This window comes from Cryobacterium sp. TMT4-31 (assembly GCF_004403385.1).
Classification (GTDB): domain Bacteria; phylum Actinomycetota; class Actinomycetes; order Actinomycetales; family Microbacteriaceae; genus Cryobacterium; species Cryobacterium zongtaii.
This window is the reverse complement of record NZ_SOGI01000043.1, coordinates 35,467-59,620: the sequence shown is the minus strand read 5'-3', so window position 1 is coordinate 59,620 and position 24,154 is coordinate 35,467. Positions and strand designations below refer to the sequence as shown.

The window sequence follows — 24,154 nt, the reverse complement described above, 5'->3', positions numbered from 1 at the left end:
CTCGGCCCTCGGCGGGCGCAGGCCACGCTAGCCCAGGGCGGCCTGCCGTTCGCGCAGCTGACGCTTGGTTCGACCCAGCATGGCGGTCATGCCACGCAGCCGGAGCGGCGAAACGGCCTGGGTGAGGCCGATCGACTGCGGATAGTCATCCGGAACGGCCAGGACCTCGTCGACGCTGAGGCCGTCCAGGCCCTGAGCGAGGATCGAGGCGAAGCCCCGGGTTGTGGGCGACTCCGCAGGCGCCGTGGCATAAAGGTGTACGGAACGGTCGTCGTCAACCTCGACGAAAATGAACACCGGCGACTGGCACTCCACGACACGTTCGAACAGGTCGGGATGGTCCCGGTACTTCTCGGGAAGGTCCGGCAGCTCGTTGGAGAACTCCAGCAGCAGCATCAGGCGATCCGGTTGTTCGAGCGCGAGGAAATCCTCGCGGATCTCGGCAAGCTGGCTGGGAAGGTCGACGGTGCTCATCGGGGTTCCGGGGCGGTTCCGGGGGCTGTGCCCTGCACGATCGGGACCCGTACCGCGCTGCCCCACTCTGTCCAGGAACCGTCGTAGTTGCGCACGTTCTCGAGTCCGAGCAGGTGGGTCAGCACGAACCAGGTGTGGCTGGATCGCTCGCCGATGCGGCAGTAGGCGATCACGGGCTCGTCGCCGGTGATCCCGGCCTCGTCGCGGTAGATGGCGTCGAGCTCGGCACGGGGCCGGAAAGTGGCGTCCTCGGCCGCGGCACGGGCCCACGGCACCGACACCGCCGAAGGGATGTGGCCGGCCCGGAGGGATCCCTCCTCGGGGTAGGCGGGCGCGGTGGTGCGTTCGCCGCTGTATTCCTCGGGCGAGCGCACGTCGATGAGCGGGTGGCCGAAGTGGGCGAGAACGTCGTCCTTGAACGCGCGGATGGGGGCGTCTGCCCGCTCGACGACAGGGTATTCGGCCGGTTCGGCCGCCTCGCGGTCCGTGCTCAGTTCGCGGCCCTCGGCGATCCACTTCGCCCGGCCGCCGTCGAGAAGGCGCACGTCGTCGTGGCCGAACAGGGTGAACACCCAGAGGGCATATGCCGCCCACCAGTTGCTCTTGTCTCCGTAAATCACCACGGTGCTGTCGCGGCTGATGCCCTTGCGGCCCAGCAGGGCGGCGAAGCCGGCCCCGTCGATGTAGTCGCGCTCCACGGGGTCGTTGAGGTCGGTGTGCCAGTCGATCTTGACTGCGCAGGGAACGTGGCCGGTCTCGTACAGAATGACGTCTTCGTCGGATTCGACCACGACCAGGCCGGGGTCGCCGAGGTGGGCCTGCAGCCAGTCGGTTGACACCAGGCGTTCGGGATGCGCGTACGCCGCGAACGTGGCTGACGGATCTGTTTCGACGGTCATGGTTTCCTCCCGGAGGGCTCGTGAACCTGGACGACGGCGCGGCCCTGGTGTGCGTGCATTTAGGCTGGTGGACAACCTGCGCGCAGGTCTCCAAGGTACAAGGCAGAACCCCACACCGAAATTCCACCAGGATGTCGGGGACAGACAGGAACCGGATGTCAAACATGGTCAGTGCGACCCAAAAGTTGCCCCTTCGACTCGTCGACAGGTCGCCATCCATCACCGGTGCGGAGATCGTCTCGGAGCTGGTGCCGCCACCGCAATTCGAACACGCCTCATTCGAGTCCTACCGCCCTGACCTGGACTATCCGTCCCAGCTCGAGGCGGTGGAGCGGCTGAACACCTTTGCAGCGTGGCGGGCCCGACCGGGCGGTTTCTTCTCCCGCACCCGCAAGGCCAAGGCCGAGTTGCCCGGCATCTACCTCGACGGCGGCTTCGGCGTCGGCAAGACCCACCTGCTGGCAGCGCTCTGGCACGGCGCACCCGGTCCCAAGTATTTCGGCACCTTCATCGAGTACACGGCGCTGGTCGGCGCCCTGGGCTATGCCGAGACCGTGACCCAGCTCTCCGGCGCGAAGCTCATCTGTATTGACGAGTTCGAGCTCGACGATCCGGGGGACACCATGCTGATGACTCGGCTGCTGGGCGAGCTGATCGCCTCCGGCACCCGGGTCGCCGCCACCTCCAACACCCCGCCGAACTCGCTCGGCGAGGGCCGGTTCGCGGCAGCTGACTTCCTGCGAGAGATTCAGGCCATGTCCGCGAACTTCGAGACCGTGCGCATCGACGGCCTCGACTACCGCCGCCGGGATGCGTCCGGGCACGCCGAGGCCGTTCTGCCCGAGGAGTTCGACCGCCTGAACGAGGCACTCATCGAGCGGGGCTCCAGGGTGACGTGTGACGATTTCGGTGCGCTGATGCGCCATCTCAGCACCGTGCATCCGTCGAAGTACATCAAGATGATCGCCGACGTCGACGTGATCGCCCTGCGCAACGTCTACCTGCTCACCGACCAGACCGATGCGTTGCGCCTTGTGGCCTTCATCGACCGGGTCTACGACGCCGAGATCCCGATCATCGCCAGCGGACTGCCGCTACACGACGTCTTCGATGCCGAGATGCTGGAGGGCGGCTACCGCAAGAAGTATCAACGCTCCCAGTCCCGGATGGTGGCTCTCACCACGGGCGAGCTGCCGCCGCACGCGGAGTGAGCGGGCTGCAGCGAAACACGCTCTTAACGTTCTCGCCGATTGCGTAACCTCCCCGAAACACGACGGTACGGCTGGTGAAACGTCTGGGTCGGAGACTGAGTTGCGTACCCAGGACTGCCCGGCACACTCGTCTGCGGCTTTCGCGGTACTCCGGCTAACTAGGTGTGAGGACAGATGATGGACACTGGCAGCATTGCATGGGGGTTGACGGCAACCGCGCTGGTTCTGTTCATGACTCCGGGAGTCGCGTTCTTCTATGGCGGCCTGGTCAAGGCCAAGAGCGTCGTCAGCATGATGATGATGAGCTTCGGCGCACTCGGGCTGATCACCGTCCTCTGGATCCTGTACGGATTCAACATGAGTGTGGTCGACGGAGCCAGCCAGTTCGCGGGCAACCCGTTCAGCGACTTCGGACTCGGGTCACTGGCCACGGGTGAGACCGGCAACCTCGATCTCCTTGGTGCCACCTACGGGGCGACCTTCGCGATCATCACCGTCGCCCTGATCTCCGGAGCCGTGGCCGACCGCGCCAAGTTCGGTTCCTGGATGATCTTCGCCGGTGTCTGGGCCACCCTGGTCTATTTCCCGGTCGCGGCCTGGGTCTGGGGCGGCGGCTGGATCATGAGCCTCGGCGAGACCCTCGGCCTGCCCGGCGTCATCGACTACGCCGGCGGTACCGCCGTGCACATCAACGCCGGCGCTGCTGCCCTGGCCCTTGCCCTCGTCCTCGGCAAGCGGATCGGCTTCCAGAAGGGCATCACCAAGCCGCACAACGTGCCGCTGGTTCTGCTCGGTGCCTCGATCCTGTGGTTCGGCTGGTTCGGCTTCAACGCCGGGGCGGAGTGGCTGAACGGCCTCGCCAACGTCGGCCTGATCGTGGTCAACACCCTCGGTGCGACCGCCGCCGCCATCCTTGGCTGGCTCATCGTCGAAAAGATCAAGGACGGCAAGGCCACGTCGGTCGGCGCCGCATCCGGTGCCGTCGCCGGCCTCGTCGCCATCACACCGGCCTGCGCCAATCTCGAACCCGGTTGGGCCCTGCTCCTCGGTGTCGTCGCCGGTGCCGTCTGCGCCATGGCCATCGAGATGAAGTTCACCTTCGGCTTCGATGACTCGCTCGACGTCGTGGGCATCCACCTCGTCGGTGGCCTCATCGGCACCCTGTACCTGGGCTTCTTCGCGATCGGCACCGGCCTCTTCGTCGGTGGCGACCTCGGCCAGCTCACGGTCCAGGCCATCGCGGCCTTCGCGGTCCTCGTCTACTCGTTCGTCGTCGCCTACCTGCTCGGTCTCGCCATCGAGAAGACCATCGGCTTCAGGGTCAAGAATGAAGACGAAGTTGCCGGCATCGACACCTCGGTGCACGGCGAAGAGGGCTACGCCCTCGCCAATGTCTAGCGCTTGGACAACAGACCACTGAGGCAGCAGAGCTGAGGCATCTGGGGGACCAGGGCGGTGGGGTAGTGTTCGGGTGTGTTCCGCACTCGGCACCTCCTCACCGCCCTTCGGTCTGCCCTCTTCGGCTCCCGGACCGTCGGAGTGCCGCGCACGGGAACCGCCCCCGGCCAATCCGGTCCTGACGCCACGATCGAACTCGATCCGACGACGGTGCGACGCGCGGGCTGGGGCTATGCGCCCGAAACCGACGGCGCCCTGGACCCGGGCGAGATCGTCTGGACGTGGGTTCCCTACGAGGAACTGGACGGTCGGGGTAAAGACCGGCCGGTGGTCGTCATGGCGACGCTGTCCGAGGGCAACATGCTGGCGGTGCAGCTGACGAGCACTGACCGTTCAGGCAACGCGGACTACCTGCCGCTCGGTGAGGGGCCGTGGGATCCCGCACGGCGGCCGAGCTGGGCGGGGCTCGCCCGGGTGTTCCAGGTGCACCAGGGCGGGGTCCGCCGTGAAGGAACCGTCGTGGATGCCGCACGGTACCGGATGATCGAGCGGGCGCTGCGGACTCGGTACGGCTGGCGCTGACCGCGCTCGGTGTTGCACCAGCGAGTCGGGCCGCCCCTTGACCAGGCCCGGCCACCGCGGCATTATCACCTCACTGGCGGTGACCCGAACACCGCGAGAACTCCGTCAAGGTCCCGGTTCGCCGGGGCCTTGACGGGGTAGCCATGTCCCACGCAGCTGCTGCGCCACTATTCCTGTCGCCGCGGCTGATGTTGTGGCTGACGTAGCGCAATGGATGCAAATCGAGGACGTTTCCCGATGGCCCCCCCACTCACTCCGGTCCCGCCTCTGAATCCCGCCCCGCCCCGCACGCCGGCAGCTCCAATCGCGTCGGCCGTGTCAAGCCTGTCCCCGGCCCTGTCCCCAGCTGTGGAGCTCGCGATACCGCAGGCCTCCCCGTTGCCCGCCGGGCTCGCTGCCGAACCGGCGTGGTACCTGCACCGCCCCCGACTGGATTCTGTGCTTGAGCGGCTGACCGGGCCTGACGCCAGGGTCCTCGTCCTCTGGGACTCCGCGGGGTCGGGCAAAACCACGCTGATGGCGGGCTGGGCGCGGCGGCTCAGAGCTGAGACCCAGACTGTGCGGTGGTTCAACGGCGCCGCGCTCCGCGACGCCAGGGACCCTGACGAGATCCGGCAGCGGCTGCTGGCGGGCGGAGACGGACCTGACGCCTCCGGGCCGGGCCGGACGTTCGTGTTCGTCGACGACCTGCACCTTGCCGAGCGGCCGTCGTCCCCGAACCGCACGAATCTTGATGGCATCCTCGAGGCGCTGGTCGATATGTCCCCGGGGGTCCGCATCGTCGTGTCCGGCCGTCACCGGCCCGTGGCGGGGATAGCGCCGCTGGAGGCCGCCGGCGTGCTCATCGAGTGCGCCGGGGACAGCCTGGCCTTCACGCTCGAGGAGACCTTCAACCTGGCGGCGCAGCACCATATCGACCTGCCCGCCGAGGACGGTGCCATCCTCAGGCGCCGGACCGGCGGCTGGGCAACCGGCCTTGCGCTCGCTCTCACCTGGCGAGAATCCGAGGGAGCCGCGCTGGACCTCAGTCGCTTCGACGGCGACAACCCGGCGGTGGCGGACTATCTTGCGGCCGAGGTGGTCACGGGCCTGGACACCGGCGATCGGGAGGTCCTGTTGGCGTCAGCGCTGAGCGAGGTGGTGCCTCTCGACTTGGCGGTGGCCGTGACAGAGCGCGCCGATGCGGGCGAGGTGCTCGAGCGGCTGGCCCGCCACAACATGCTGATCGGGCGGGAGCCTGCTGCGCCGGGCGGGGCCGGCTACCGATATCACCCGATCCTGCTCGCATACCTGCAGGGAGAGGGACGTAGGTTGGACGCCGGCACCGCGACCGCCAGGCATCTCCTGGCCTGTCAGTGGTTCGCGGACCGGGCCTGCGCGCCGGCAGCGGTAGAGCAGTCGCTTGTGGCGCACGATCCAGAGCTCGTGGGCGCGTTGCTCGAACGGTTCGGCCTCGTGCTGGTCCTGTCCGGTGCGACGGATCTTGTGGGTCGCGCCCTGGACGAGATCGAGGGCCGCGTGGTGTCCACCGCGACACTGTGCCTGCGACTGCTCCTCGAGCCCCCGTACGTCCCTGCCCGGCGGCGGGTGCAGCAACTCCTGGTGGCCGCCGCTGCGGCCGCCCGGGACTTTCCCGAGCATGACCGCACCGATGCGAGCTCGACTCGATGGACGTTTGTGGTCGCCATTCTGCAGGCGTTCCACGCTACTGAGCGGCCCGACATCGAAAGTCGTTTGGCAGCCCTGCAGGGCGATGCGCCATCGGCCGCGCGGCAGGTCCTGGCCGTCGACCTGTTAGCCGCAACGGCCCAGGGCCGCTGCCGGGACAAGCTCGGTGAGCCCGGTCCAGCGGAGGACATTCTCAGAGAGGTTGCGGACTCGGCCAGGGACGTTGGTTTGGACTGGTTGTTCCTGTTGGCCTGTGACCTGGCGGCGACGGCGGCGGGGCATGCCGGCAACTGGGTGCACGTGGCGATGCTCGAAGGCCAGATGGCCACGACGGCGTCAGAGATGGGAGCTCTCGTGGGAGCCGAGCGGCCCGTCGACCACGCCGCCGGCAGGGCGCTGCTCTACGCGATGATTCACCGGTACGAAGCCTGCCAGCCGGTTGACCCGGTAATTCTTGAGGCCTTGGCAGCACGAGAGGACAGGGGCTCTGATGCCGGCATCAGCGTACCCGCAGAGGTGCTGTTGCTCTTGAGCCAGCTGGACAGCGCGGTACGTTCACGCCAGGCCCTCGACAGGTTGATGCTTCTGATGCGTGAGGTCGGCACTGAGCATCCGCGGGCCCTGAGCCTGTGCTGCATACCCTTGATCGAACTGAGCGGCGCACTGGACGGACGGCTGGAAACCCAGTTGGTTGTTCGCCTGATCGAACGGGCGCTGGGGGAGGACTCTCTGGAGTCGCTGCTGATCAGGTTCCTCCTCGTCCCACCCACCAGGGCCGGCCATCCCGCTGAGGAACGGCTTCGCGGAGCGGCCCTCGAGGAACGCACCGCATGGCGCGGTGCGACGATCGTCAGCGCCTGGATCGCTCTGGCCCATGTGGCGGATGTGTCAGGCCGACACGTCGAGGCGGACGCCCGGCTGCTTCGAGCCCTGCGGCTCGCGAGCAGGATCGGCTGTGAACGGGCATTCCTGGCCGTCGGTGGGCAGGGCACCGCTCTCATCCGCGGTCGCCTCGGCCGACTCGGTGATCTCGACGACTTCGCCCGGCACATTCTCCGCGCTGCTGACGCGCTGCACCTGCACGAGCGTCCGCCCGCGCTCGACCACGGCCGGAACAGTCCTGCGCTCACCCAACGAGAGCGAGAGATCCTGCGGGAGCTGCCGTTCCACCAGTCCGTGGCAGACATCGCGGGCAAGCGCAACGTCAGCCCCAACACCGTGAAGACCCACCTGCGCAACATTTACCAGAAGCTCGAGGCCACGAACCGGGCGGACGCGGTGGCGATCGCCCAGGATCGCGGGCTGCTCTGACCGGGTCAGGTCCAGATTCACCCTTTCCGGGTGACTCGACCCCGGGGGTGCACGACGACACTGAGCCCGAACCGGGTGGCGGTGCGTCTGCCCGCACGTTTGACGAAGGGACACTCGATGGCGGAATTCACGTACGGACCCGTGGAGATTCTCCTGATCTCCTTTGACGGCGAGAGGCCGGGTGCCGCTCTGAGCGAGGCACTGCGAGCCCTGATCGATGAGAAGACAGTCACCCTCCTCGACCTGATCTTCGTCTCTCGCAGCGTCGAGGGCGACCTGCGGATCGTCGAGGTGGAAGATCTGCCCGAGAAGGCGCAATTGCCGGACCTGGCACTGGGAGAACTCGGCCTCGCCGGACTGGACGATGTCGAGGAACTCGCGGTGGACCTGCCGCCTGGTACCTCAGCCGCGGTTCTGGTCGTGGAACTGACCTGGGCCCGGCACTTCGCTTCCGTACTGTCGGCATCGGGGGGAGCGGTGCTCCATCAGGAGCGGATTCCCGCGGCCGTCGTGAACGCGGTACTCGACGCCGCGGTTTGACCTCGCCGACATCGGATCCGCACCAAACCAGAGCCATCGACGCGTTCATCCACGAACAGTCATCCACGAACAGCCATCCACGAACAGCCATCCACGAACAGTAAGGACCAGATCATGTCACCACTTCGACGGGGTCGCCCCGGACTCCTGGGCATGGCCGCGCGAACAGCGGTCGTCGCCGGCACCGCCACAGCCGTGAGCGGCAATGTGCAGCGGCGGCAGNCAGGCCGATGCCGATGCCCAGGCACAGGCTGATGCCCAAGCCCAGGCCGAGTACGACGCCCAGCAGCAGCAGCAGGCGGCTGCGCCGCCGGCCTCGGGAGATTCCGCCCTGCTCGACCAGCTGAACCAGCTGTCCCAACTCCACAATGCTGGGGTGCTCAATGACACTGAGTTCACGGCGGCGAAGGCAAAATTGCTGGCCTGAGAAGTCAATCGACCCTTCTGACCCCGCACGCCGGGGCGCGGGAGCGCTAGCCTACGTGGAGGGAGCGGGGCCCTTCTGGCTGCGCGACGTGACGTTCGCCTGGCGCGGACCGGAAGGTACACATGTTAGAACTCCTCAGTCCGATTATCGGTATCGTCTTCCTCGTCATTGTGGTGGGTGTGATCGTGCTCGTCTACGCCCGCTCGGTGTACAAGAACGCCGGGCCGGACGAAGCCCTCGTCATCACCGGCAAGAAGTCCAAGAAGACCATCGTCGACGGCGCCACCCTCGAGGAGTCCGGCCAGCGTGTGGTTCACGGCCAGGGTGTGTTCATAACCCCCTTCTTCCAGAAGGCGTTCAAGATCAGCCTGCGCAGCCGGGCCATCGAGATCACGGCTGTCGCCCAGGACCGCAACGGAATCACTCTCACCGTCGAAGCCGTCGCGATCGTCAAGGTCGGCGACGACCCGACCGCGATCCGCGCTGCTGCCCAGCGTTTCACCGGCCAGGACAAGAACATCGACAACTTCGCCCAGGAGGTGCTCAGCGGTTCCCTGCGGTCCTCGATCGGCGCCACCGACGTAATGACCATCATCCAGAAGCGTGATGAGCTCGGCACGTCGGTGCTCGCCACCGCCCGGGAATCCCTCGCCAACCAGGGCGTCGACGTCGACTCGTTCGAGATCAAGGGCATCACCGACGCCAACGACTACATCCGCGACCTGGGTCGTGCCGAACAGGCCAAGGTGCGCCGACAGGCCGAGGTGGCCGAGCACCAGGCCAACCGGGAAGCGCAGGAAGCTTCGATCATCGCCGAACAGGCCGTGGCCGAGGCCCAGAACACCCTGGCGCTGCGCAAGGCGGCGCTCCAGCTCGACACCGACAAGGCCTCCGCCGAGGCCGCTGCGGCCAAGCCGCTAGCCGAGGCGAAGGCCCAGCAGAACATCGTTCAGGAGCAGGAGCTGACCGCCAAGCGTCGCGCCAGCCTGCGAAAGGCCGAGCTTGACTCCGAGGTCAACGCCGTGGCCGATGCCGACGCGTACCGCGTGCGGGTCTCCGCAGCCGCAGCCGCCGAGGCCCGCGTCGCGGCCGCCAACGCCGACCGCGACAGCCGGGTGGCGTCCGCCGAGGCCATCCGGGCCGAGGGCCAGGCCAACGCCGACGCCATCCTGGCCCGCGGCTCGGCAGAGGCCGAGGCTACCCGCCTCAGCGCCCAGGCCGTGGCCGAGCAGTCCGAGGCGCTCATCCAGTTGCGCCTTGTCGAGATGCTGCCGAAGATCGCGCACGAGCTGGCCGCGCCGATGGGCAACATCGACCAGCTCACGGTGATCTCCACCGACGGTGCGAGCCAGCTCAGCAAGAACGTCGCCTCCGGCTTCTCCGAGGTCGACGCCGTGCTCAACTCCACCATGGGCGTGGGCATCAAGGACCTGCTCGGCGGCCTGATCGGTGGAACCGCTGCCGGTACGGCACTGGCGAGGGCCCAGGCCGGCGACGGTTTTGCGCCCGCACAGGTGTCGGTTTCTGCCGACGCTGACACGGTTCACAGCGGCGCCGTTCACACCGACGCCGTTCACACCGACGCCGTCTAGCCACCCCGTGTCGGAACCCTGGCCGATCACGGCCGTCGCCCCGCCGCTTGTCGGCCGGGCGACGGCCAGTCAGCGCTGGTCAGATCTGGTTTTCCTGCATTGGCGGGTCGACGCCGACCAGGTGGCGCCACTGCTCCCGGAGGGCCTCCGGCCCGACGTCTACGACGGCTCCAGCTGGGTCGGCCTGATCCCGTTCGTCCTGGACCGAGCCACTGTGTTCGGCAGCGCGCCGATCCCGTATTTCGGCTCGTTCGTCGAGGTCAATGTGCGTCTCTACGCGGTCGACGACCGCGGGCGGCGGGGTGTGGTGTTCGTGTCACTCGAGGCGTCCAGGCTCGCCGCGGTGCTGGCCGCCCGCGCGCTCTTCGCGCTGCCCTACATGTGGTCACGCACACGGGTGGAAGTGGAGGCCGGCGAGTACCGCTACTCGTCCACCCGCCACCTCGCCGCGCACGCGCGCACTCAGATCCTCGTGCGATCGACGGGTCAGCCCGTCGTAGAGGATCCGCTGGCCGACTTCCTCACCGCGCGCTGGGCGCTGTTCACCCGGGTCCGCGGCCGCACCATCCGGCTGCGCAACCACCACCAGCCGTGGCGGCTGTTCACGGCGCAGCTGATCTCACTGGACGACAGCCTGCTCTCGGTGGCCGGTTTCCCGGGGCTGGCAGGATCCCGGGCACCGGATTCGGTGCTCTACTCACCCGGAATCACGACCTGGTTCGGCACCAGGGACTGACCGGCCGCGAGAGCGACCACAGCAGTCCCGTTGGACTGGCCGACGTGGACGTTATCGGCTCTGTCCTTCCCGAGCCGGTGTGTGCTCTGGATGAACCCCGTGTCGGCGATCGCCGAGCACCGAGTCGCTGTTGCGGGCCTCGTTGGCGGTCGAGAACGGGCTGCGGTAGGCCGTCACAGCCGTCTCCACCTCCGCCGCTATGAGGTCGGAGTTGATCATCGTGGCAACGCCGAGTCCGGCGGCGGCGGACACGACGACCTGCGCCATCAGGTTGGTGGCGTTACCGGCCGCCCAGACTCCGGGCACCACGGCACCGTCGTTGAGTACGCGCCCGGTCTCGTCGCTGTCCAACTGGGTGCCGACGCCGAACGGATGCGGTGTCGAGGCCAGCCCAAGCCCGGCGAGGAAGTCGGTGCGGGCCGTGAACGTCGGGGCGACCACGAGCGCCTGCAGGGGGAACAGGCGACCGCTGGCCAGGCGAACCCCGGCCAGGGCCTTGTTCCGCACGTCGAGGCCCGCTACCGGGCCGATCACGACGCTGACGCCGCGGGCGGCGAGTTGCTCCCACTCTGCATCGGTCGGTCCGTGCAGCTCGGAAATCGTGCCGTCGGCGTCGAGCATGTCGCCGTGCAAAAAGAGAGTGATGTTCCTACTCCACTGGCGAAAGAGCAGCGCCTGGTGAACCGACTTCGGCCCGGTGCCGAGGATGCCGATGGTCTGGTCCCTGACCTCCCAGCCATGGCAGTACGGGCAGTGCAGCACGTCCCGTCCCCACCGCTCGGCGAGGCCGGGGACATCGGGAAGTTCATCGACGAGCCCGGTCGCTACCAGCAGCCGGTGCCCCGACACTGTGCTGCCGTCATCGAGGGTCACCGTGAAGCCCTGCGCCGAGCGTCGGCTGTCGACGGCCCGGCCCATGACGAACTCCACGCCGTAGGAGCTGGCCTCGTCCTGGCCGAGGCGCACCAGCTCGGCGGGGCGCAAGCCGTCGCGGGTGAGGAAGCTGTGCACGCCCTCGGCGGGCGCGTTGCGCGGATGTCCGTTGTCGACGACGACCACCGAACGTCGTGCCCGCCCGAGCACAACTGCGGCGCTGAGTCCGGCAGCGCCGCCGCCGATGATGACGACGTCGTGTGTCTGTGTCTGTGTCTGTGTCTGCGGATGTGGAAGACGGGGGATAGAGGGAGGCGTGCCGTTGCTGGTCATATCACCATGCTGAAGCGCCGCTACAAGATTGACAAACAGAATTGCCGAATTAGCAAGTGCCCGCTGCTGCGCGTCCTCCGAGACGGTTGGGGGAGCGCTAGAAGGGCGGTGGATCTTCAGGCCGGTCGTTCGCCTGTGGCCGGGCCGGTGCTGCCGGTCGTTCGGGAGTGGGAGCCAGGGTGGTTTGAGTCGGTGGTGGGCGCGGCAGAGGTGGGCCAGGTTGTCGTAGTCGGTGGGTCCGCCGTGTTCTCGGGCGAGGGTGTGGTCGAGGTCGCTGCGGGATGCGGGTCTGGTGCAGCCGGGGAAGCGGCAGGTGCCGTCGCGCAGGGCGACCCAGCGGCGCAGGTCGGCGGGGGCTTTGTAGTGTTCTTTTCCGACCGAGAGCACGGCAACGGTCTCGGGGTGGGTCATCGCGTCGGCGCAGATCTGGGTGCCCCGCGTTCGGCGATCGCGGCGGGGGCCCGTGTGGTGAGGGTCTCGGGGTGCGCTCGTTCCCGCATCCGCCAGGCCTTGACGGCGAGTTTGCCGACGGTGAGGTCTTTCGCCACCGGCAGCAACTTGGCTTCGAAGGCAGCGGCTTCCGCAAGCGGGATGAAGCTGAGTTACTCCATCAGCACCTGCCCGTGCCGGTAGCTGATGTCGCCGTGGCTCATCGCCGTGAGGGTGGCTGTCGTCGGGCCGGCGAACATCGAGGATTCACCGATCAGGTTCTCCGCGGTGCGATCGGCCAGGCGCAGCGAGCAGGCGACCTCGGTCGTGATGGTGCGGCGGGCGATTTCCTGGTCTTCCCACGCCGCGATCTTCCGCGGGCTCGCATCGGCGTCGGTGAGGACCGGCCCGCGGGCCGACTCGGCGGCGTAGTCGGGGTTGAGCGGTTTCGCGGTGGCAGGGTCCCTGCTCCACCGCTGCAGCTCCGCTAGTGCGCGAGCACGTTCGGCGGTCGCCTTCGCGATCCTCCAGTGGGCCTTTCTTGCTTAGGCGACTTTCCGGGCGAGGGTGGCCTGCGCCTGCTCCTGCAGGGTGCGGCGGCGCCGGTGCGCCTGCGCGTGGGCGTCGGCATCGGGTCGCGGGCGTCGTGACCCGGGTCCTCCGGGTCCTCCGGGTCGGTCGGGAACTGCTCAGCGGGGCTGCTCATACCCCGATATTCCCACCGACCACCGACACTCCCACCCCTGCAGATCCGGGTGTGGAAAGGTACTCAAACCGGCCGCCTGTGGAGAAGCGACGGGCAGAATCAGGGCACAGATCAGGGCACGGAGATGAAGTGCTGCACCTCGGGGAACGGGTCGTAAAAACTGTGCAGCAGCGCTCTCCAGTCGGCGTATTCAGGGGAGCCCCTGAACCCCTCGGTGTGGTCCTCCAACCGTTCCCAGTCCACCAGCAGCAGGAAGGTCGATGGATCCTCAACCGACCTGGACAGGCTGAGCCCACGGAAGCCGGGCATCGACTCGATGAGCGGCCGGGCCGTCTGGAACGCAGCAAGGAAGGCGTCTTCACGGCCGGGTCGCACGGGGAGAATGGCGTGTTCTCTGATCACCCCTTGACACTATCTCGGCTGGCGGGCCCGGCCCTGCGGGTACCATCGAGTCCCATGAGCAGCAACACGACGACCGACGCAGCCACACCGAGCACAAGCCCGAGTGCGGGTACCGGCACCGGCACCAGCACCAGTACGGTTCTCGGCGGCGAACACTATTCGGCGGAGCTGGTCGCCGCGGTACGCGCGGCGACGGTCGCGGCGGCACTGGCCGCCGAAGTCTGGTTCGGACGCGGTGACAAGAATGCGGCGGATGCCGCGGCAGTCGCCGCCATGCGCGCCGAACTGCTGCCGGCGCCATTCGCCGGGTACGTGGTGATCGGGGAGGGGGAGAAGGACGAAGCCCCGATGCTGGCCAACGGCGAGGAACTCGGCTCCGGCGAGGGACCGGCCTGCGACATTGCCGTCGACCCGCTCGACGGCACGCGACTCGTGCAGGAAGGGCTGCCAGGATCCGTCTGTGTCATCGCCCTCGCCCCACGCGGCACGCTGTTCGATCCCCGGGACGTGTTCTACATGGACAAGCTCATCTCCTCGGCGCCGGCCCGCGGCATCCTCGACCTTCTGGCCACCCCGAGTCAGAACGTGCGCCGGCTGGCCGAAGCGCTCGGGAAGCCGGTGACCGAGATCACCGTAGCCGTGCTCGACAAACCGCGGCACGCGAGCCTCGTGGCCGAACTGCGCGGGGTCGGTGCACGGGTCGTGCTCGCGGGGGAGGGCGACGTGTCCGCCGCGATCGACGCTGCCACACCCGGCGGGCGAATCGATTTGGCCATGGGGATCGGCGGCACTCCCGAGGGGGTGCTCACCGCCTGCGCGATTCGGGCACTGGGCGGATTCATGGAAGGCCGGCTCGCTCCCCAAAGCGATGACCAACTGCGCCTTGCCCTGGCCGCCGGGCACGATCTCCAGCGGGTATTGACCCTCGACGACCTCGTGGCCAGCGACAGAGTGCTGTTCGCTTCGACACCGGTGGGCGCTGGGGAGTCAAGCTAGGGCGGGGCCGCGCCGAACTAACGCTGAGTCCAACGCGCCGGCCAGCCTGTTCCGGACCGAATTCCCATCGTTAACCAACGAGGCCCCCGGGTTCTCCGGGGGCCGTTTCGGTGGGCGATGCGGGACTCGAACCCACGACCTCTTCCGTGTGAAGGAAGCGCGCTACCAACTGCGCCAATCGCCCGAACCACACTCGAAAACCTCTCGACTGCGACATCTGATACTAGACCAGACCGGGGCCTGAGCGCACATCGAGGGGCCGCGACACGCGGCAATCGCTCGGTTTGAATTTGTCTCGCACTATCGGCTAGAGTCTTCAACGCACGCAGAAATGCGAGCAGTTGCGGATGTGGCGCAGTGGTAGCGCATCACCTTGCCAAGGTGAGGGTCGCGAGTTCGAATCTCGTCATCCGCTCGAATTGAATCGGCCGAAAGGCCGATTCTCTTTGGTAGTAAACCCAGCACGGTTGTAGTGAATACGGCATCAAGTACGGTGGATTGGCCGAGAGGCGAGGCAGCGGCCTGCAAAGCCGTATACACGGGTTCGAATCCCGTATCCACCTCCAACCAGAACGGTGTGCATTTTGCACTGCGAAGGATCTGGGCGATTGGCGCAGCGGTAGCGCGCTTCCCTGACACGGAAGAGGTCACTGGTTCGATCCCAGTATCGCCCACAGAGCAATGACAACACCAAGCACGAGAAGCTCCGAAGAAAACCCCCGATAAACTCGGGGGTTTTTTTGTTTTTCCGCGTAATTCCGCGGCACAGCGAGTGATTTCGACCGGGCTCGGCGCCCACTGGCGCGTGATGTGCACACGAGGTCCCCAGGATCGAGTAGAGTCTTCCAAGCACGCAGAAATGCGAGCAGTTGCGGATGTGGCGCAGTGGTAGCGCATCACCTTGCCAAGGTGAGGGTCGCGAGTTCGAATCTCGTCATCCGCTCGAAGTGAATCGGCCGAGAGGCCGATTTTCTTTGGGTATACAGGTAACAAAGAACACGGTGGATTGGCCGAGAGGCGAGGCAACGGCCTGCAAAGCCGTCTACACGGGTTCGAATCCCGTATCCACCTCCAGCCCGTGAGTACCATCCGCGGTCCTGGGCGATTGGCGCAGCGGTAGCGCGCTTCCCTGACACGGAAGAGGTCACTGGTTCGATCCCAGTATCGCCCACCGGGTAGCACAAGAGGCAGTACAGCCAAGCGCTGTCGGCAGAGTCCACACGGGCATCGCCGGCAGCGCTTTTCTGTGCCCGCGGCCCGTCACTGAGCCCACCGGCGCCCGCTAAAGTTGAAGGGTTCGCAACTCAAGGGAGTAATACACGTGGTTGACGGTTTTGAGCTTTTCACCGACCGATCCGTTGTCGCCATGCGCGTCAACGGCGAGCTCAGGGACCTCGCCACTGCGGTGACCGAGACGGATGACGTCACCCCGGTGACAATCGACTCACCCGATGGCCTCAACATCCTGCGCCACTCGGCTGCTCACGTGCTCGCTCAGGCCGTGCAGACCGTGAACCCCGCGGCGCGCTTGGGCATCGGCCCATTCGTCACCGACGGCTTCTACTACGACTTCGACGTGGCCGAACCGTTCACCCCCGAAGACATCAAGTCCCTCGAGAAGGCCATGGACCGCATCATCCGTCAGGGCCAGCGCTTCGTGCGCCGAGTCGTGACCGATGACGAGGCCCGCGCCGAACTCGCGGCAGAGCCGTACAAGCTGGAACTCATCGGCCTGAAGGGCGGGGCGGGAGACGACCCGACCCCCGATGGCGACAACGAGTCCGTCGAGGTCGGCGGCGCGGAACTGACCATCTACGACAACGTCGACCCCAAGACCGGTGAGACCGTGTGGAAGGACCTCTGCCGCGGTCCGCACTTGCCCAACACCCGCATGATCGGCAACGGCTACTCGCTCACCCGCCTGGCCGCAGCGTACTGGCGCGGTTCGGAGAAGAACCCGCAGCTGCAGCGCATCTACGGCACCGCCTGGCCCACCAAGGACGAACTGCGCGCCTACAAGGCCCGCCTGGAAGAGGCCGCCAAGCGCGACCATCGCAAGCTCGGTCAGGAACTGGACCTTTTCTCCTTCCCCGAAGAGATCGGCTCCGGCCTGGCTGTCTTCCACCCCAAGGGCGGCATCATCCGTTCGGAGATTGAGAACTTCATGCGCGAGCGCCTGCTCGCGAACGGCTACGACCTGGTCAACACCCCCCACATCACCAAGGGTCACCTGTTCGAGACCAGCCAGCACCTCAACTGGTACCGCGAGGGCATGTTCCCGCCCATGCACCTTGACGAAGAGGTCGACGCCGAGGGCCACGTCACCCGCCAGGGCCAGGACTACTACCTGAAGCCCATGAACTGCCCAATGCACAACCTCATCTTCAAAGCCCGCGGCCGCAGCTACCGCGAGCTTCCGTTGCGTCTGGCGGAGTTCGGCACCGTCTACCGCTATGAGAAGAGCGGCACGCTGCAGGGCCTCACTCGCGTGCGAGGCCTCACCCAGGACGATGCTCACATCTACGTCACCCAGGACCAGGTCAAAGCCGAGGTCACCAGCCAGCTCGAGTTCGTCTTCGAGACCCTCCGTGGTTACGGCCTCACCGATTTCTACCTGGAACTGTCGACCCGCGATCCCAAGAAGTCCGTCGGTACTGACGAGCAGTGGGAGGCCGCGACCGACACCCTCCGCCAGGTCGGCGAGGATTCGGGACTCGAACTCGTGGCGGATCCGGGTGGAGCGGCCTTTTATGGTCCGAAGATCTCGGTGCAGGCACGGGACGCCATCGGCCGCACCTGGCAGCTGTCGACGGTGCAACTCGACTTCAACCAGCCGGAACTGTTCGACCTGGAGTACACGGCGCCCGACGGCAGTCGCCAGCAGCCGGTCATGATCCACCGCGCCCTGCTCGGGTCGATCGAGCGGTTCTTCGCCATCCTGCTCGAGCACTACGCCGGTGCGTTCCCGGTCTGGCTCTCGCCGGTGCAGGTCATCGGCATCCCAGTGTCCGAGCAGTACGAGGACTTCCTCTGGGAAGTCCTGGCCAAGCTCAAGACGGCGGGCGTCCGGGTCGAACTCGACTCGTCCAGCGACCGGATGCAGAAGAAGATCCGAAACGCCACGCTGCAGAGGATCCCGTTCCAGCTCATCGTCGGTGAGGATGACCGCGCGAACGGCGCGGTCAGCTTCCGGTTCCGTGACGGCACCCAGGAAAACGGGGTTCCCGTCGACGACGCCATCCGCCGGATCATCGCGTCCATCACCACCCGCGCGCAGGTCAACGGCGCCGCCGACTTCGCCCAGGAAGGCGCACCCGTCGCCCTGGTCGTTGCGGCCGGCGCGGGCCAGGCCTGACGGTGACCGAAGCCACTCCGGCGGGTCCCGAGAAGGACGCGCCGCGAGACACGCCCTGGGACCGCCTGTCCGGCAGCCCGCAGGACTTCGTCGAGGGCGTCCAGGTGGAGAATTCGGGCGACTTCGCCGCCGTTCCGGATGCCTTCCAGCGACTGTGGACGCCCCACCGGATGGTCTACATCCAAGACGGTCAGCAGCCGCACCCCGACGACTGCCCGTTCTGCATCGCACCGTCGATGGACGACGAGAAGGCTCTCATCGTGGCTCGCGGGAAGTACGCCTACGTGCTGCTGAACCTGTTCCCGTACAACAGCGGCCACCTGCTGGTCTGCCCCTACCGGCATGTTGCGACGTATGACGAAGCCACCCCTGAGGAAGTCGCCGAAATCGGTAGCCTGACCCAGGTGGCAATGCGGGTGCTCAAGGCCACCTCGGGCTGCGACGGGTTCAACCTCGGAATGAACCAGGGCCGCATCGCGGGCGCCGGGATCGCCGAGCACCTGCACCAGCACATCGTTCCGCGGTGGGCGCTCGACTCGAACTTCTTCCCGATCATCGCCGGCACCAAGGCAATCCCGAAGCTGCTCGGCGAGGTGCGCCGCGAGGTCGCGGAGGGTTGGCCGGTTTCCACCGTCTGACCCTCGCTTTCCCACCTCGCTGGCACGGCTTGCAGTAACACCCGTCTCTTGACCCAGTTCTCATCACCCGTTCCCCTCGCCCCGACCAGCGGCACCAGACGCAAGGAATAGAATCGTAGCTATGACTGACACCACTTCCCCCGAGCAGGTCGACAGCGCCGCACAGTTCGGCTCGAGCCGCGTCAAGCGCGGACTCGCTGAGATGCTGAAGGGCGGCGTCATCATGGACGTCGTCAACGCCGAGCAGGCCCGCATCGCCGAAGACGCCGGCGCCGTCGCCGTCATGGCGCTCGAGCGCGTCCCGGCCGACATCCGCTCCCAGGGTGGTGTCGCCCGCATGAGCGACCCCGACCTGATCGACAGCATCCGCGCCGAGGTCTCCATCCCGGTTATGGCGAAGGCCCGCATCGGCCACTTCGTCGAGGCCCAGGTGCTGCAGGCCCTCGAGGTCGACTACATCGACGAGTCAGAGGTGCTGAGCCCCGCCGACTACGTCAACCACATCGACAAGTGGAACTTCACGATTCCGTTCGTCTGCGGTGCCACCAACCTGGGCGAGGCGCTGCGTCGCATCACCGAGGGCGCCGCGATGATCCGCTCCAAGGGCGAGGCCGGCACCGGCGACGTCTCTGAGGCCACCAAGCACATCCGCACCATCAAGGGCGAGATCGCCCGGCTGTCCTCGCTCACCAAGGACGAGCTGTACGTGGCCGCCAAGGACCTGCAGGCCCCGTACGAACTCGTCGCCGAGATCGCCGCGACCGGCAAGCTGCCCGTCGTGCTGTTCACCGCCGGCGGCGTGGCCACCCCGGCCGACGCGGCCATGATGATGCAGCTCGGCGCCGACGGCGTCTTCGTGGGTTCGGGCATCTTCAAGTCCGGCAACCCGCAGGAACGCGCCAACGCCATCGTCAAGGCCGTCGCCTTCTACGACGACGCCAAGATCATCGCGGATGTCTCGCGGGGACTCGGCGAAGCCATGGTCGGCATCAACGTGTCCGACCTTGCCGCACCGCACCGCCTCTCCGAGCGCGGCTGGTAACACCCGCTTCATGAGCGTTGGAGTACTCGCCCTTCAGGGCGACTTTCGCGAGCATGCCGACGTTCTGCGCTCGCTCGGCAGCGAGGTCACTCTCGTGCGCCGCCCGGAGGAACTGGCCAGCGTCACCGGCCTGGTGATCCCGGGCGGCGAGTCCAGCGTGATGGACAAGCTGACTCGCATGTTCGGCCTCGCCGACCCCCTGCGAGCGGCCGTCCAGGGCGGGATGCCGGTCTACGGCACCTGCGCGGGACTGATCATGCTGGCCGACAACGTGTTGGACGGCATCTCGGGCCAGCAGAGCATCGGCGGCCTGGACATCAGCGTGCGCCGCAACGCGTTCGGCTCGCAGACCGCCTCGTTCGAGACCGACCTGGACGTACCGGCCCTCGGCGAGACCCCAGTGCACGCCGTCTTCATCCGCGCCCCGGTGGTCGAGACCGTCGGATCGCGCGCCACGGCGTTGGCGACGATCGCCGACGGTCGATGCGTGGCCGTCGAACAAGGCAACCTGCTCGGCACGTCCTTCCACCCGGAGATCACGGGGGAGTACCGCTTCCACGAGTACTTCCTGCAGAAGGTGCAGACGGCCGGTTTCGGCGCCTAGCCCGGCTGCACCACACAGTCCGGCACAATGGGGGCATGACCCAGGCCAGCGCATGAGATACGTCGCCCTGTTGCGCGGCATCAATGTCGGCGGCATCACCATCAAGATGGCCGACCTGGCCGAAACGGTCAGCAGGCTCGGCCACAGCGGTGTCACGACCATCCTGGCCAGCGGCAATGTGCTCTTCACGAGCGACGAGCCTGATGCCGCCACCGTCAAGACGGGCATGGAACGAGCCCTGTCCGAGCGATTCGGATACACGGCGTTCGTGGTGCTGCTCAGCAGAGACGACCTCGTCGTAGCCGTCGACGGCTACCCGTTCGACGACCGGGACGGCTGGCACTCGTACATCCTCTTCGGCTCAGACCCGGCCAGGCTCGACGAGCTCCTGGTCAGCGCGCCCCAGCTCGATCCGGCCGACGAGAGCGTTCTACCCGGCGACGGACTCCTGTACTGGCAGGTGCGTCGGGCTGTGGGCATCAAGAGCCCCTTCAGCGTCCTGGCAGCCAAACCCCGGTACAAATCCACCACCACGAACCGCAACCTGCGCACCCTGCACAAGATACTCGGCGTGCCCACCACCCGGTGAGCCGAAGGGCAGTCAGAGGGTGCCCGGGCTAGACTGAGAACGCACTGAGCGGTCGGAACGGTCGCGGTGCCTGCAGACGACGCCCCAAGCGCGTCGCACGAGTTAGCGCAACGACAACGCAACGAAAATCGGGAGATTCATGTCCGGGCATTCCAAGTGGGCGACCACCAAGCACCAGAAGGCTGTCACCGACTCGCGTCGGGCGAAGGCTTTCGCCAAGCTGATCAAGAACATCGAGGTCGCTGCCCGTATGGGCGGAGCGGACCTGTCTGGCAACCCGACGCTCGTCGACGCCATCCAGAAGGCCAAGAAGACCTCGGTCCCCAACGACAACATCGACCGCGCCGTCAAGCGCGGCGCTGGGCTGTCCGGTGAAGCCGTCGACTACACCACGATCATGTATGAGGGCTACGCCGCCAACGGTGTCGCCATCATGATCGAGTGCCTCACCGACAACAAGAACCGAGCCGCGGCCGAGGTGCGCACCACGGTCAGCCGCAACGGCGGCAACATGGCCGACCCGGGCAGTGTCGCCTACAACTTCCACCGCAAGGGCATCGTCGTGGTGCCCAAGGGAGACGCAACCGAAGACGACGTGCTCGCTGCGGTGCTCGACGCCGGCGCCGAAGAGGTCGTCGACGACGGCGAGAAGTTCGAGGTCTTCAGCGAGGCGCACGATCTGGTCGCCACCCGTACTGCCCTGCAGGCGGCTGGAATCGACTACGACTCCGCCGACATCGCCTTCGTCCCGCAGCTCAAGATCGAGGTCGACGCCGAGACCGCCCGCAAGGTGTTCAGGCTCATCGACGCTCTCGAGGAACTCGACGACGTGCAGAATATCTACAGCAACTACGACGTCTCGGCCGAGGTCCAGGCCGAGCTCGAAGCAGACAGCGAATAGCCCACCGATGACGGTCAGGGTGCTGGGCATCGACCCGGGCCTGACCCGCTGCGGCGTCGGGATCGTCGACGTCGCAGCGAACCGTTCGGCGACCCTTGTCGACGTGCAGGTGCTGCGCAGCTCTCCCGACCTGCCCCTCGAACGCCGCCTGCTCCTGATCAGTGAGGGCCTCGAAGAGCTCCTCGACCGGCACCAACCGCACTTCGTGGCCATTGAACGGGTCTTCGCGCAGCAGAACGTGAGCACGGTCATGGGCACCGCCCAGATCAGTGGGGTGGCCCTCATGCTCGCCGCCAAGCGCGGACTGACGGTGACCCTGCACACCCCGAGCGAGGTCAAGGCCGCCATCACCGGGTACGGCTCCGCGGACAAAAAACAGGTCGGCACAATGGTCGCCCGGGTGCTGGGACTGGCCGAAATCCCGAAACCGGCGGATGCCGCCGACGCCCTCGCGCTGGCCATCTGCCACGCGTGGCGAACCGGCGCCGCCGGCGGTGTACTCCCCACCAGCGGCACGGTCGCGGCGGGCAACCGGTCCACGCCCGCGCTGAGTCCCGGCTCGCTCACTCCGGCGCAGAAGGCCTGGCGCGACGCCGAGCGCGGCAACGCGCCGGGGTCGGCGGCGGCAGTGTCTGCGGCGCACCGTAGGCTGGCTAGGTGATCTCTTCAGTGCGTGGCCCAGTCCTTTCAGCCCTGGGCTCAACCGTCGTGATCGAGGTCGGCGGAGTCGGACTCGCACTGCAGGTCACCCCGTCCACGGCCCTGGCCGCGAGGGTCGGCACCGAAACCCGCCTGGCCACCACCCTGATCGTTCGTGAAGACTCCCTGACCCTCTACGGCTTCCCTAGCGCCGAAGAACTCGCAGTGTTCGAGCTTCTCGTCGGCGTCACCGGCGTCGGTCCCAAGTCCGCGCTCGGCGTGCTCGCCGTGCTCACCCCCAACCAAATCGCCCTCGCCGTCAACGCCGAGGACGATGCCGTGTTCCGCAAGGTCAGCGGGATCGGACCGAAGACCGCCAAGCTCATAGTGCTGTCACTGGTCGGCAAGGTCGCCGTCACCAGCGCCGCCGTTGCCCCCGGACGCGTCGGCGTCGCCACGGCCACCGTCGGCGCCAGCGTGCAAGCAGCGCTGATCGGCCTCGGCTGGTCGGAGCGGGTCGCCGTCCAGGCCGTTGAGGAGATCCTCGCCGGCAGCACAGCCGAGTTCGACGCCGAGGAAGCCGGGGTCGGGGCCGTGCTCCGCCTGGCCTTGGCCCGGCTCGGTCCTGCCCAGCATTCGGGTGCCGCCAATGCCGCTGGTCGCAACTCATGACCCAGGATCCCGGCGTCGACCTGACCAACCCGGCACTCGAGGGCGACGCGGAGCTGGCCTTCGAGGGCGCCCTGCGCCCCAAGAGCCTCACCGAGTTCGTCGGCCAGCAGAAGGTGCGCGGTCAGTTGCAGCTGCTGTTGACCGCGGCATCGATGCAGCAGCGCACCCCTGACCACATCCTGCTGGCCGGCCCGCCAGGCCTCGGCAAGACGACCCTCGCCATGATCATCGCCTACGAGGGCAATCGGCCGCTGCGCATGTCTAGCGGCCCCGCGATTCAGCACGCCGGCGACCTGGCTGCAGTGCTCTCCTCCCTCGTGCCCGGCGAGGTGCTCTTCATCGATGAGATCCATCGGATGGCCCGCTCCGCCGAAGAGATGCTCTACTTGGCGATGGAGGACTTCCGCATCGACATCATGGTCGGCAAGGGGGCCGGAGCCACGTCGGTACCGTTGGACCTGGCGCCGTTCACCCTGGTCGGGGCCACCACACGTTCCGGCATGCTCCCGAACCCACTGCGCGACAGGTTCGGCTTCACGGCCCACCTGGAGTTCTACGCCGACGCCGAACTCGAACTGGTGCTGGTGCGGGCCGCACGCCTCCTCGGACTGGTCATCGACCGGGAGGCCATCGCCGAGATCGCCGGCCGGTGCCGGGGGACTCCGCGAATCGCCAACCGGCTGTTGCGCCGGGTGCGCGACTACGCGCTCGTGCACGGCGGAGACGCCGACCTGGCGGCCGTGCACGCGGCGCTGGAACTCTACGACGTCGACGAAATCGGACTGGACCGGCTCGACCGCGAGGTCATGAACATCGTCCTCACCCGTTTTGGGGGTGGACCGGTTGGGCTGAATACACTGGCCGTCTCGGTGGGGGAGGAGCCCGAAACCATCGAATCGGTCGTAGAGCCCTTCCTGGTGCGGATAGGCTTCCTCACGCGTACCCCGCGCGGGCGGGTTGCTACTGCCGCAGCGTGGCGGCATTTCGGCTTGAGCAATCCTCAGGCTGCGCTCACCTTGGATGTTCTATAATTCAAGCTGGTCAGGCACGCACCTTCTGCCGGCTTCCCCCAGCCACTCCCACAAAAAACTTCGTCGCGACACCACGCTCGCACGGGAAGGTTTCACAGTTCTATGG

At 67.0% G+C, this 24,154-nt stretch carries 24 protein-coding genes and 7 tRNA genes; 25 read left to right on the top strand and 6 right to left on the bottom strand.

Annotation, left to right across the window (positions count from 1 at the left end):
* Window positions 1–27: 27 nt before the first annotated feature.
* Window positions 28–474, bottom strand: a complete 447-nt coding sequence (locus E3T19_RS09870) for a SufE family protein (protein WP_088456336.1) — start codon at window positions 472–474, stop codon at window positions 28–30.
* On the bottom strand, window positions 471–1,373 hold the full coding sequence (locus E3T19_RS09865; RefSeq protein ID WP_134408721.1) for a sulfurtransferase: 903 nt from the start codon (window positions 1,371–1,373) through the stop codon (window positions 471–473). Before E3T19_RS09865 ends, E3T19_RS09870 begins: the two co-directional genes overlap by 4 nt.
* 164 nt (window positions 1,374–1,537) lie before the next feature.
* Between E3T19_RS09865 and zapE the strand changes: the two genes are divergently transcribed.
* From zapE to E3T19_RS09825, 8 genes are all read left to right on the top strand, one after another.
* Complete coding sequence (gene zapE, locus E3T19_RS09860) at window positions 1,538–2,584, top strand: cell division protein ZapE (RefSeq protein WP_134408762.1); 1,047 nt, start codon at window positions 1,538–1,540, stop codon at window positions 2,582–2,584.
* A gap of 177 nt (window positions 2,585–2,761) precedes the next feature.
* Window positions 2,762–3,982, top strand: a complete 1,221-nt coding sequence (locus tag E3T19_RS09855) for an ammonium transporter (protein ID WP_134408720.1) — start codon at window positions 2,762–2,764, stop codon at window positions 3,980–3,982.
* A 75-nt stretch (window positions 3,983–4,057) separates the two neighbouring features.
* Complete coding sequence (locus E3T19_RS09850) at window positions 4,058–4,564, top strand: type II toxin-antitoxin system PemK/MazF family toxin (RefSeq protein ID WP_241980136.1); 507 nt, start codon at window positions 4,058–4,060, stop codon at window positions 4,562–4,564.
* Window positions 4,565–4,879: 315 nt separating this feature from the next.
* On the top strand, window positions 4,880–7,543 hold the full coding sequence (locus E3T19_RS09845) for a LuxR C-terminal-related transcriptional regulator (protein ID WP_166788851.1): 2,664 nt from the start codon (window positions 4,880–4,882) through the stop codon (window positions 7,541–7,543).
* 117 nt (window positions 7,544–7,660) lie between these two features.
* On the top strand, window positions 7,661–8,083 hold the full coding sequence (locus tag E3T19_RS09840; protein ID WP_088456332.1) for a DUF6325 family protein: 423 nt from the start codon (window positions 7,661–7,663) through the stop codon (window positions 8,081–8,083).
* 205 nt (window positions 8,084–8,288) lie between these two features.
* Window positions 8,289–8,510: an SHOCT domain-containing protein gene (locus tag E3T19_RS09835; protein ID WP_370294268.1), complete on the top strand. Its 222-nt coding sequence runs from the start codon at window positions 8,289–8,291 to the stop codon at window positions 8,508–8,510.
* Between the two features lie 122 nt (window positions 8,511–8,632).
* Window positions 8,633–10,102, top strand: coding sequence for a flotillin family protein (locus tag E3T19_RS09830; RefSeq protein ID WP_134408718.1), 1,470 nt, complete (start codon window positions 8,633–8,635; stop codon window positions 10,100–10,102).
* A 7-nt stretch (window positions 10,103–10,109) separates the two neighbouring features.
* Window positions 10,110–10,838 (top strand): YqjF family protein, encoded by a 729-nt coding sequence (locus tag E3T19_RS09825; protein ID WP_134408717.1) that lies wholly within the window; start codon window positions 10,110–10,112, stop codon window positions 10,836–10,838.
* A 51-nt stretch (window positions 10,839–10,889) separates the two neighbouring features.
* Here E3T19_RS09825 and E3T19_RS09820 read toward each other — a convergent pair whose 3' ends face one another.
* Together E3T19_RS09820 and E3T19_RS18985 are read right to left on the bottom strand one after the other, a co-directional pair.
* Window positions 10,890–12,455 carry an FAD-dependent oxidoreductase gene (locus tag E3T19_RS09820; protein ID WP_370294267.1) on the bottom strand — a complete coding sequence of 522 codons (1,566 nt, stop codon included), beginning with the start codon at window positions 12,453–12,455 and terminating at the stop codon, window positions 10,890–10,892.
* The gene (locus E3T19_RS18985) at window positions 12,452–12,592 is read right to left on the bottom strand and encodes a hypothetical protein (protein WP_166788850.1); all 141 of its coding nucleotides are present in this window, start codon (window positions 12,590–12,592) and stop codon (window positions 12,452–12,454) included. Before E3T19_RS18985 ends, E3T19_RS09820 begins: the two co-directional genes overlap by 4 nt.
* A gap of 88 nt (window positions 12,593–12,680) precedes the next feature.
* On the opposite strand from E3T19_RS18985, the gene E3T19_RS09815 reads away from it, so the two are divergent.
* Window positions 12,681–12,905: a hypothetical protein gene (locus E3T19_RS09815; RefSeq protein ID WP_134408716.1), complete on the top strand. Its 225-nt coding sequence runs from the start codon at window positions 12,681–12,683 to the stop codon at window positions 12,903–12,905.
* Between the two features lie 385 nt (window positions 12,906–13,290).
* On the opposite strand, the gene E3T19_RS09810 is transcribed toward E3T19_RS09815, so the two are convergent.
* Window positions 13,291–13,581, bottom strand: coding sequence for an antibiotic biosynthesis monooxygenase (locus E3T19_RS09810; RefSeq protein WP_088456326.1), 291 nt, complete (start codon window positions 13,579–13,581; stop codon window positions 13,291–13,293).
* Window positions 13,582–13,635: 54 nt separating this feature from the next.
* On the opposite strand from E3T19_RS09810, the gene glpX reads away from it, so the two are divergent.
* The gene (glpX, locus tag E3T19_RS09805) at window positions 13,636–14,577 is read left to right on the top strand and encodes a class II fructose-bisphosphatase (protein ID WP_134408715.1); all 942 of its coding nucleotides are present in this window, start codon (window positions 13,636–13,638) and stop codon (window positions 14,575–14,577) included.
* Between the two features lie 111 nt (window positions 14,578–14,688).
* On the opposite strand, the gene E3T19_RS09800 is transcribed toward glpX, so the two are convergent.
* Window positions 14,689–14,761 (bottom strand) — tRNA-Val (locus E3T19_RS09800).
* A 159-nt stretch (window positions 14,762–14,920) separates the two neighbouring features.
* Here E3T19_RS09800 and E3T19_RS09795 point away from each other — a divergent pair.
* The 15 genes from E3T19_RS09795 to ruvB all read left to right on the top strand — a co-directional run bounded on the left by E3T19_RS09795 (window position 14,921) and on the right by ruvB (window position 24,048).
* Window positions 14,921–14,992: transfer RNA gene (locus E3T19_RS09795), tRNA-Gly, on the top strand.
* Between the two features lie 77 nt (window positions 14,993–15,069).
* A tRNA-Cys gene (locus E3T19_RS09790) sits at window positions 15,070–15,143 on the top strand.
* Window positions 15,144–15,179: 36 nt separating this feature from the next.
* Window positions 15,180–15,251 (top strand) — tRNA-Val (locus E3T19_RS09785).
* 197 nt (window positions 15,252–15,448) lie between these two features.
* Window positions 15,449–15,520: transfer RNA gene (locus E3T19_RS09780), tRNA-Gly, on the top strand.
* 57 nt (window positions 15,521–15,577) lie between these two features.
* A tRNA-Cys gene (locus tag E3T19_RS09775) sits at window positions 15,578–15,651 on the top strand.
* Window positions 15,652–15,676: 25 nt separating this feature from the next.
* Window positions 15,677–15,748 (top strand) — tRNA-Val (locus tag E3T19_RS09770).
* A gap of 150 nt (window positions 15,749–15,898) precedes the next feature.
* The gene (thrS, locus tag E3T19_RS09765; protein ID WP_134408714.1) at window positions 15,899–17,932 is read left to right on the top strand and encodes a threonine--tRNA ligase; all 2,034 of its coding nucleotides are present in this window, start codon (window positions 15,899–15,901) and stop codon (window positions 17,930–17,932) included.
* 104 nt (window positions 17,933–18,036) lie between these two features.
* Window positions 18,037–18,570 (top strand): HIT domain-containing protein, encoded by a 534-nt coding sequence (locus E3T19_RS09760; protein WP_370291374.1) that lies wholly within the window; start codon window positions 18,037–18,039, stop codon window positions 18,568–18,570.
* Between the two features lie 121 nt (window positions 18,571–18,691).
* Window positions 18,692–19,612 carry a pyridoxal 5'-phosphate synthase lyase subunit PdxS gene (gene pdxS / locus E3T19_RS09755; protein WP_088456322.1) on the top strand — a complete coding sequence of 307 codons (921 nt, stop codon included), beginning with the start codon at window positions 18,692–18,694 and terminating at the stop codon, window positions 19,610–19,612.
* A gap of 10 nt (window positions 19,613–19,622) precedes the next feature.
* Entirely contained in the window at window positions 19,623–20,216 is a 594-nt protein-coding gene (pdxT, locus tag E3T19_RS09750; protein WP_088456321.1) for a pyridoxal 5'-phosphate synthase glutaminase subunit PdxT, read from the top strand.
* Between the two features lie 52 nt (window positions 20,217–20,268).
* On the top strand, window positions 20,269–20,805 hold the full coding sequence (locus tag E3T19_RS09745) for a DUF1697 domain-containing protein (RefSeq protein WP_134408713.1): 537 nt from the start codon (window positions 20,269–20,271) through the stop codon (window positions 20,803–20,805).
* A gap of 139 nt (window positions 20,806–20,944) precedes the next feature.
* Window positions 20,945–21,706, top strand: a complete 762-nt coding sequence (locus E3T19_RS09740) for a YebC/PmpR family DNA-binding transcriptional regulator (RefSeq protein WP_088456319.1) — start codon at window positions 20,945–20,947, stop codon at window positions 21,704–21,706.
* Between the two features lie 7 nt (window positions 21,707–21,713).
* A complete protein-coding gene (ruvC, locus tag E3T19_RS09735; protein WP_088456318.1) occupies window positions 21,714–22,367 on the top strand; it encodes a crossover junction endodeoxyribonuclease RuvC in 654 nt (217 codons plus the stop codon).
* A complete protein-coding gene (ruvA, locus tag E3T19_RS09730; RefSeq protein ID WP_134408712.1) occupies window positions 22,364–23,017 on the top strand; it encodes a Holliday junction branch migration protein RuvA in 654 nt (217 codons plus the stop codon). Before ruvC ends, ruvA begins: the two co-directional genes overlap by 4 nt.
* A complete protein-coding gene (gene ruvB, locus E3T19_RS09725) occupies window positions 23,014–24,048 on the top strand; it encodes a Holliday junction branch migration DNA helicase RuvB (protein ID WP_103431917.1) in 1,035 nt (344 codons plus the stop codon). Before ruvA ends, ruvB begins: the two co-directional genes overlap by 4 nt.
* Window positions 24,049–24,154: the final 106 nt, after the last annotated feature.

Coding starts and splice junctions, on each gene's coding strand:
- E3T19_RS09870 (WP_088456336.1), bottom strand. CDS start 474: ATGAGCACCGTCGACCTTCCCAGCCAGCTTGCCGAGATCCGCGAGGAT.
- E3T19_RS09865 (WP_134408721.1), bottom strand. CDS start 1,373: ATGACCGTCGAAACAGATCCGTCAGCCACGTTCGCGGCGTACGCGCAT.
- zapE (WP_134408762.1), top strand. CDS start 1,538: ATGGTCAGTGCGACCCAAAAGTTGCCCCTTCGACTCGTCGACAGGTCG.
- E3T19_RS09855 (WP_134408720.1), top strand. CDS start 2,762: ATGGACACTGGCAGCATTGCATGGGGGTTGACGGCAACCGCGCTGGTT.
- E3T19_RS09840 (WP_088456332.1), top strand. CDS start 7,661: ATGGCGGAATTCACGTACGGACCCGTGGAGATTCTCCTGATCTCCTTT.
- E3T19_RS09830 (WP_134408718.1), top strand. CDS start 8,633: ATGTTAGAACTCCTCAGTCCGATTATCGGTATCGTCTTCCTCGTCATT.
- E3T19_RS09820 (WP_370294267.1), bottom strand. CDS start 12,455: ATGACCCACCCCGAGACCGTTGCCGTGCTCTCGGTCGGAAAAGAACAC.
- E3T19_RS09815 (WP_134408716.1), top strand. CDS start 12,681: ATGTCGCCGTGGCTCATCGCCGTGAGGGTGGCTGTCGTCGGGCCGGCG.
- glpX (WP_134408715.1), top strand. CDS start 13,636: ATGAGCAGCAACACGACGACCGACGCAGCCACACCGAGCACAAGCCCG.
- pdxS (WP_088456322.1), top strand. CDS start 18,692: ATGACTGACACCACTTCCCCCGAGCAGGTCGACAGCGCCGCACAGTTC.
- pdxT (WP_088456321.1), top strand. CDS start 19,623: ATGAGCGTTGGAGTACTCGCCCTTCAGGGCGACTTTCGCGAGCATGCC.
- E3T19_RS09745 (WP_134408713.1), top strand. CDS start 20,269: ATGAGATACGTCGCCCTGTTGCGCGGCATCAATGTCGGCGGCATCACC.
- E3T19_RS09740 (WP_088456319.1), top strand. CDS start 20,945: ATGTCCGGGCATTCCAAGTGGGCGACCACCAAGCACCAGAAGGCTGTC.
- ruvC (WP_088456318.1), top strand. CDS start 21,714: ATGACGGTCAGGGTGCTGGGCATCGACCCGGGCCTGACCCGCTGCGGC.
- ruvB (WP_103431917.1), top strand. CDS start 23,014: ATGACCCAGGATCCCGGCGTCGACCTGACCAACCCGGCACTCGAGGGC.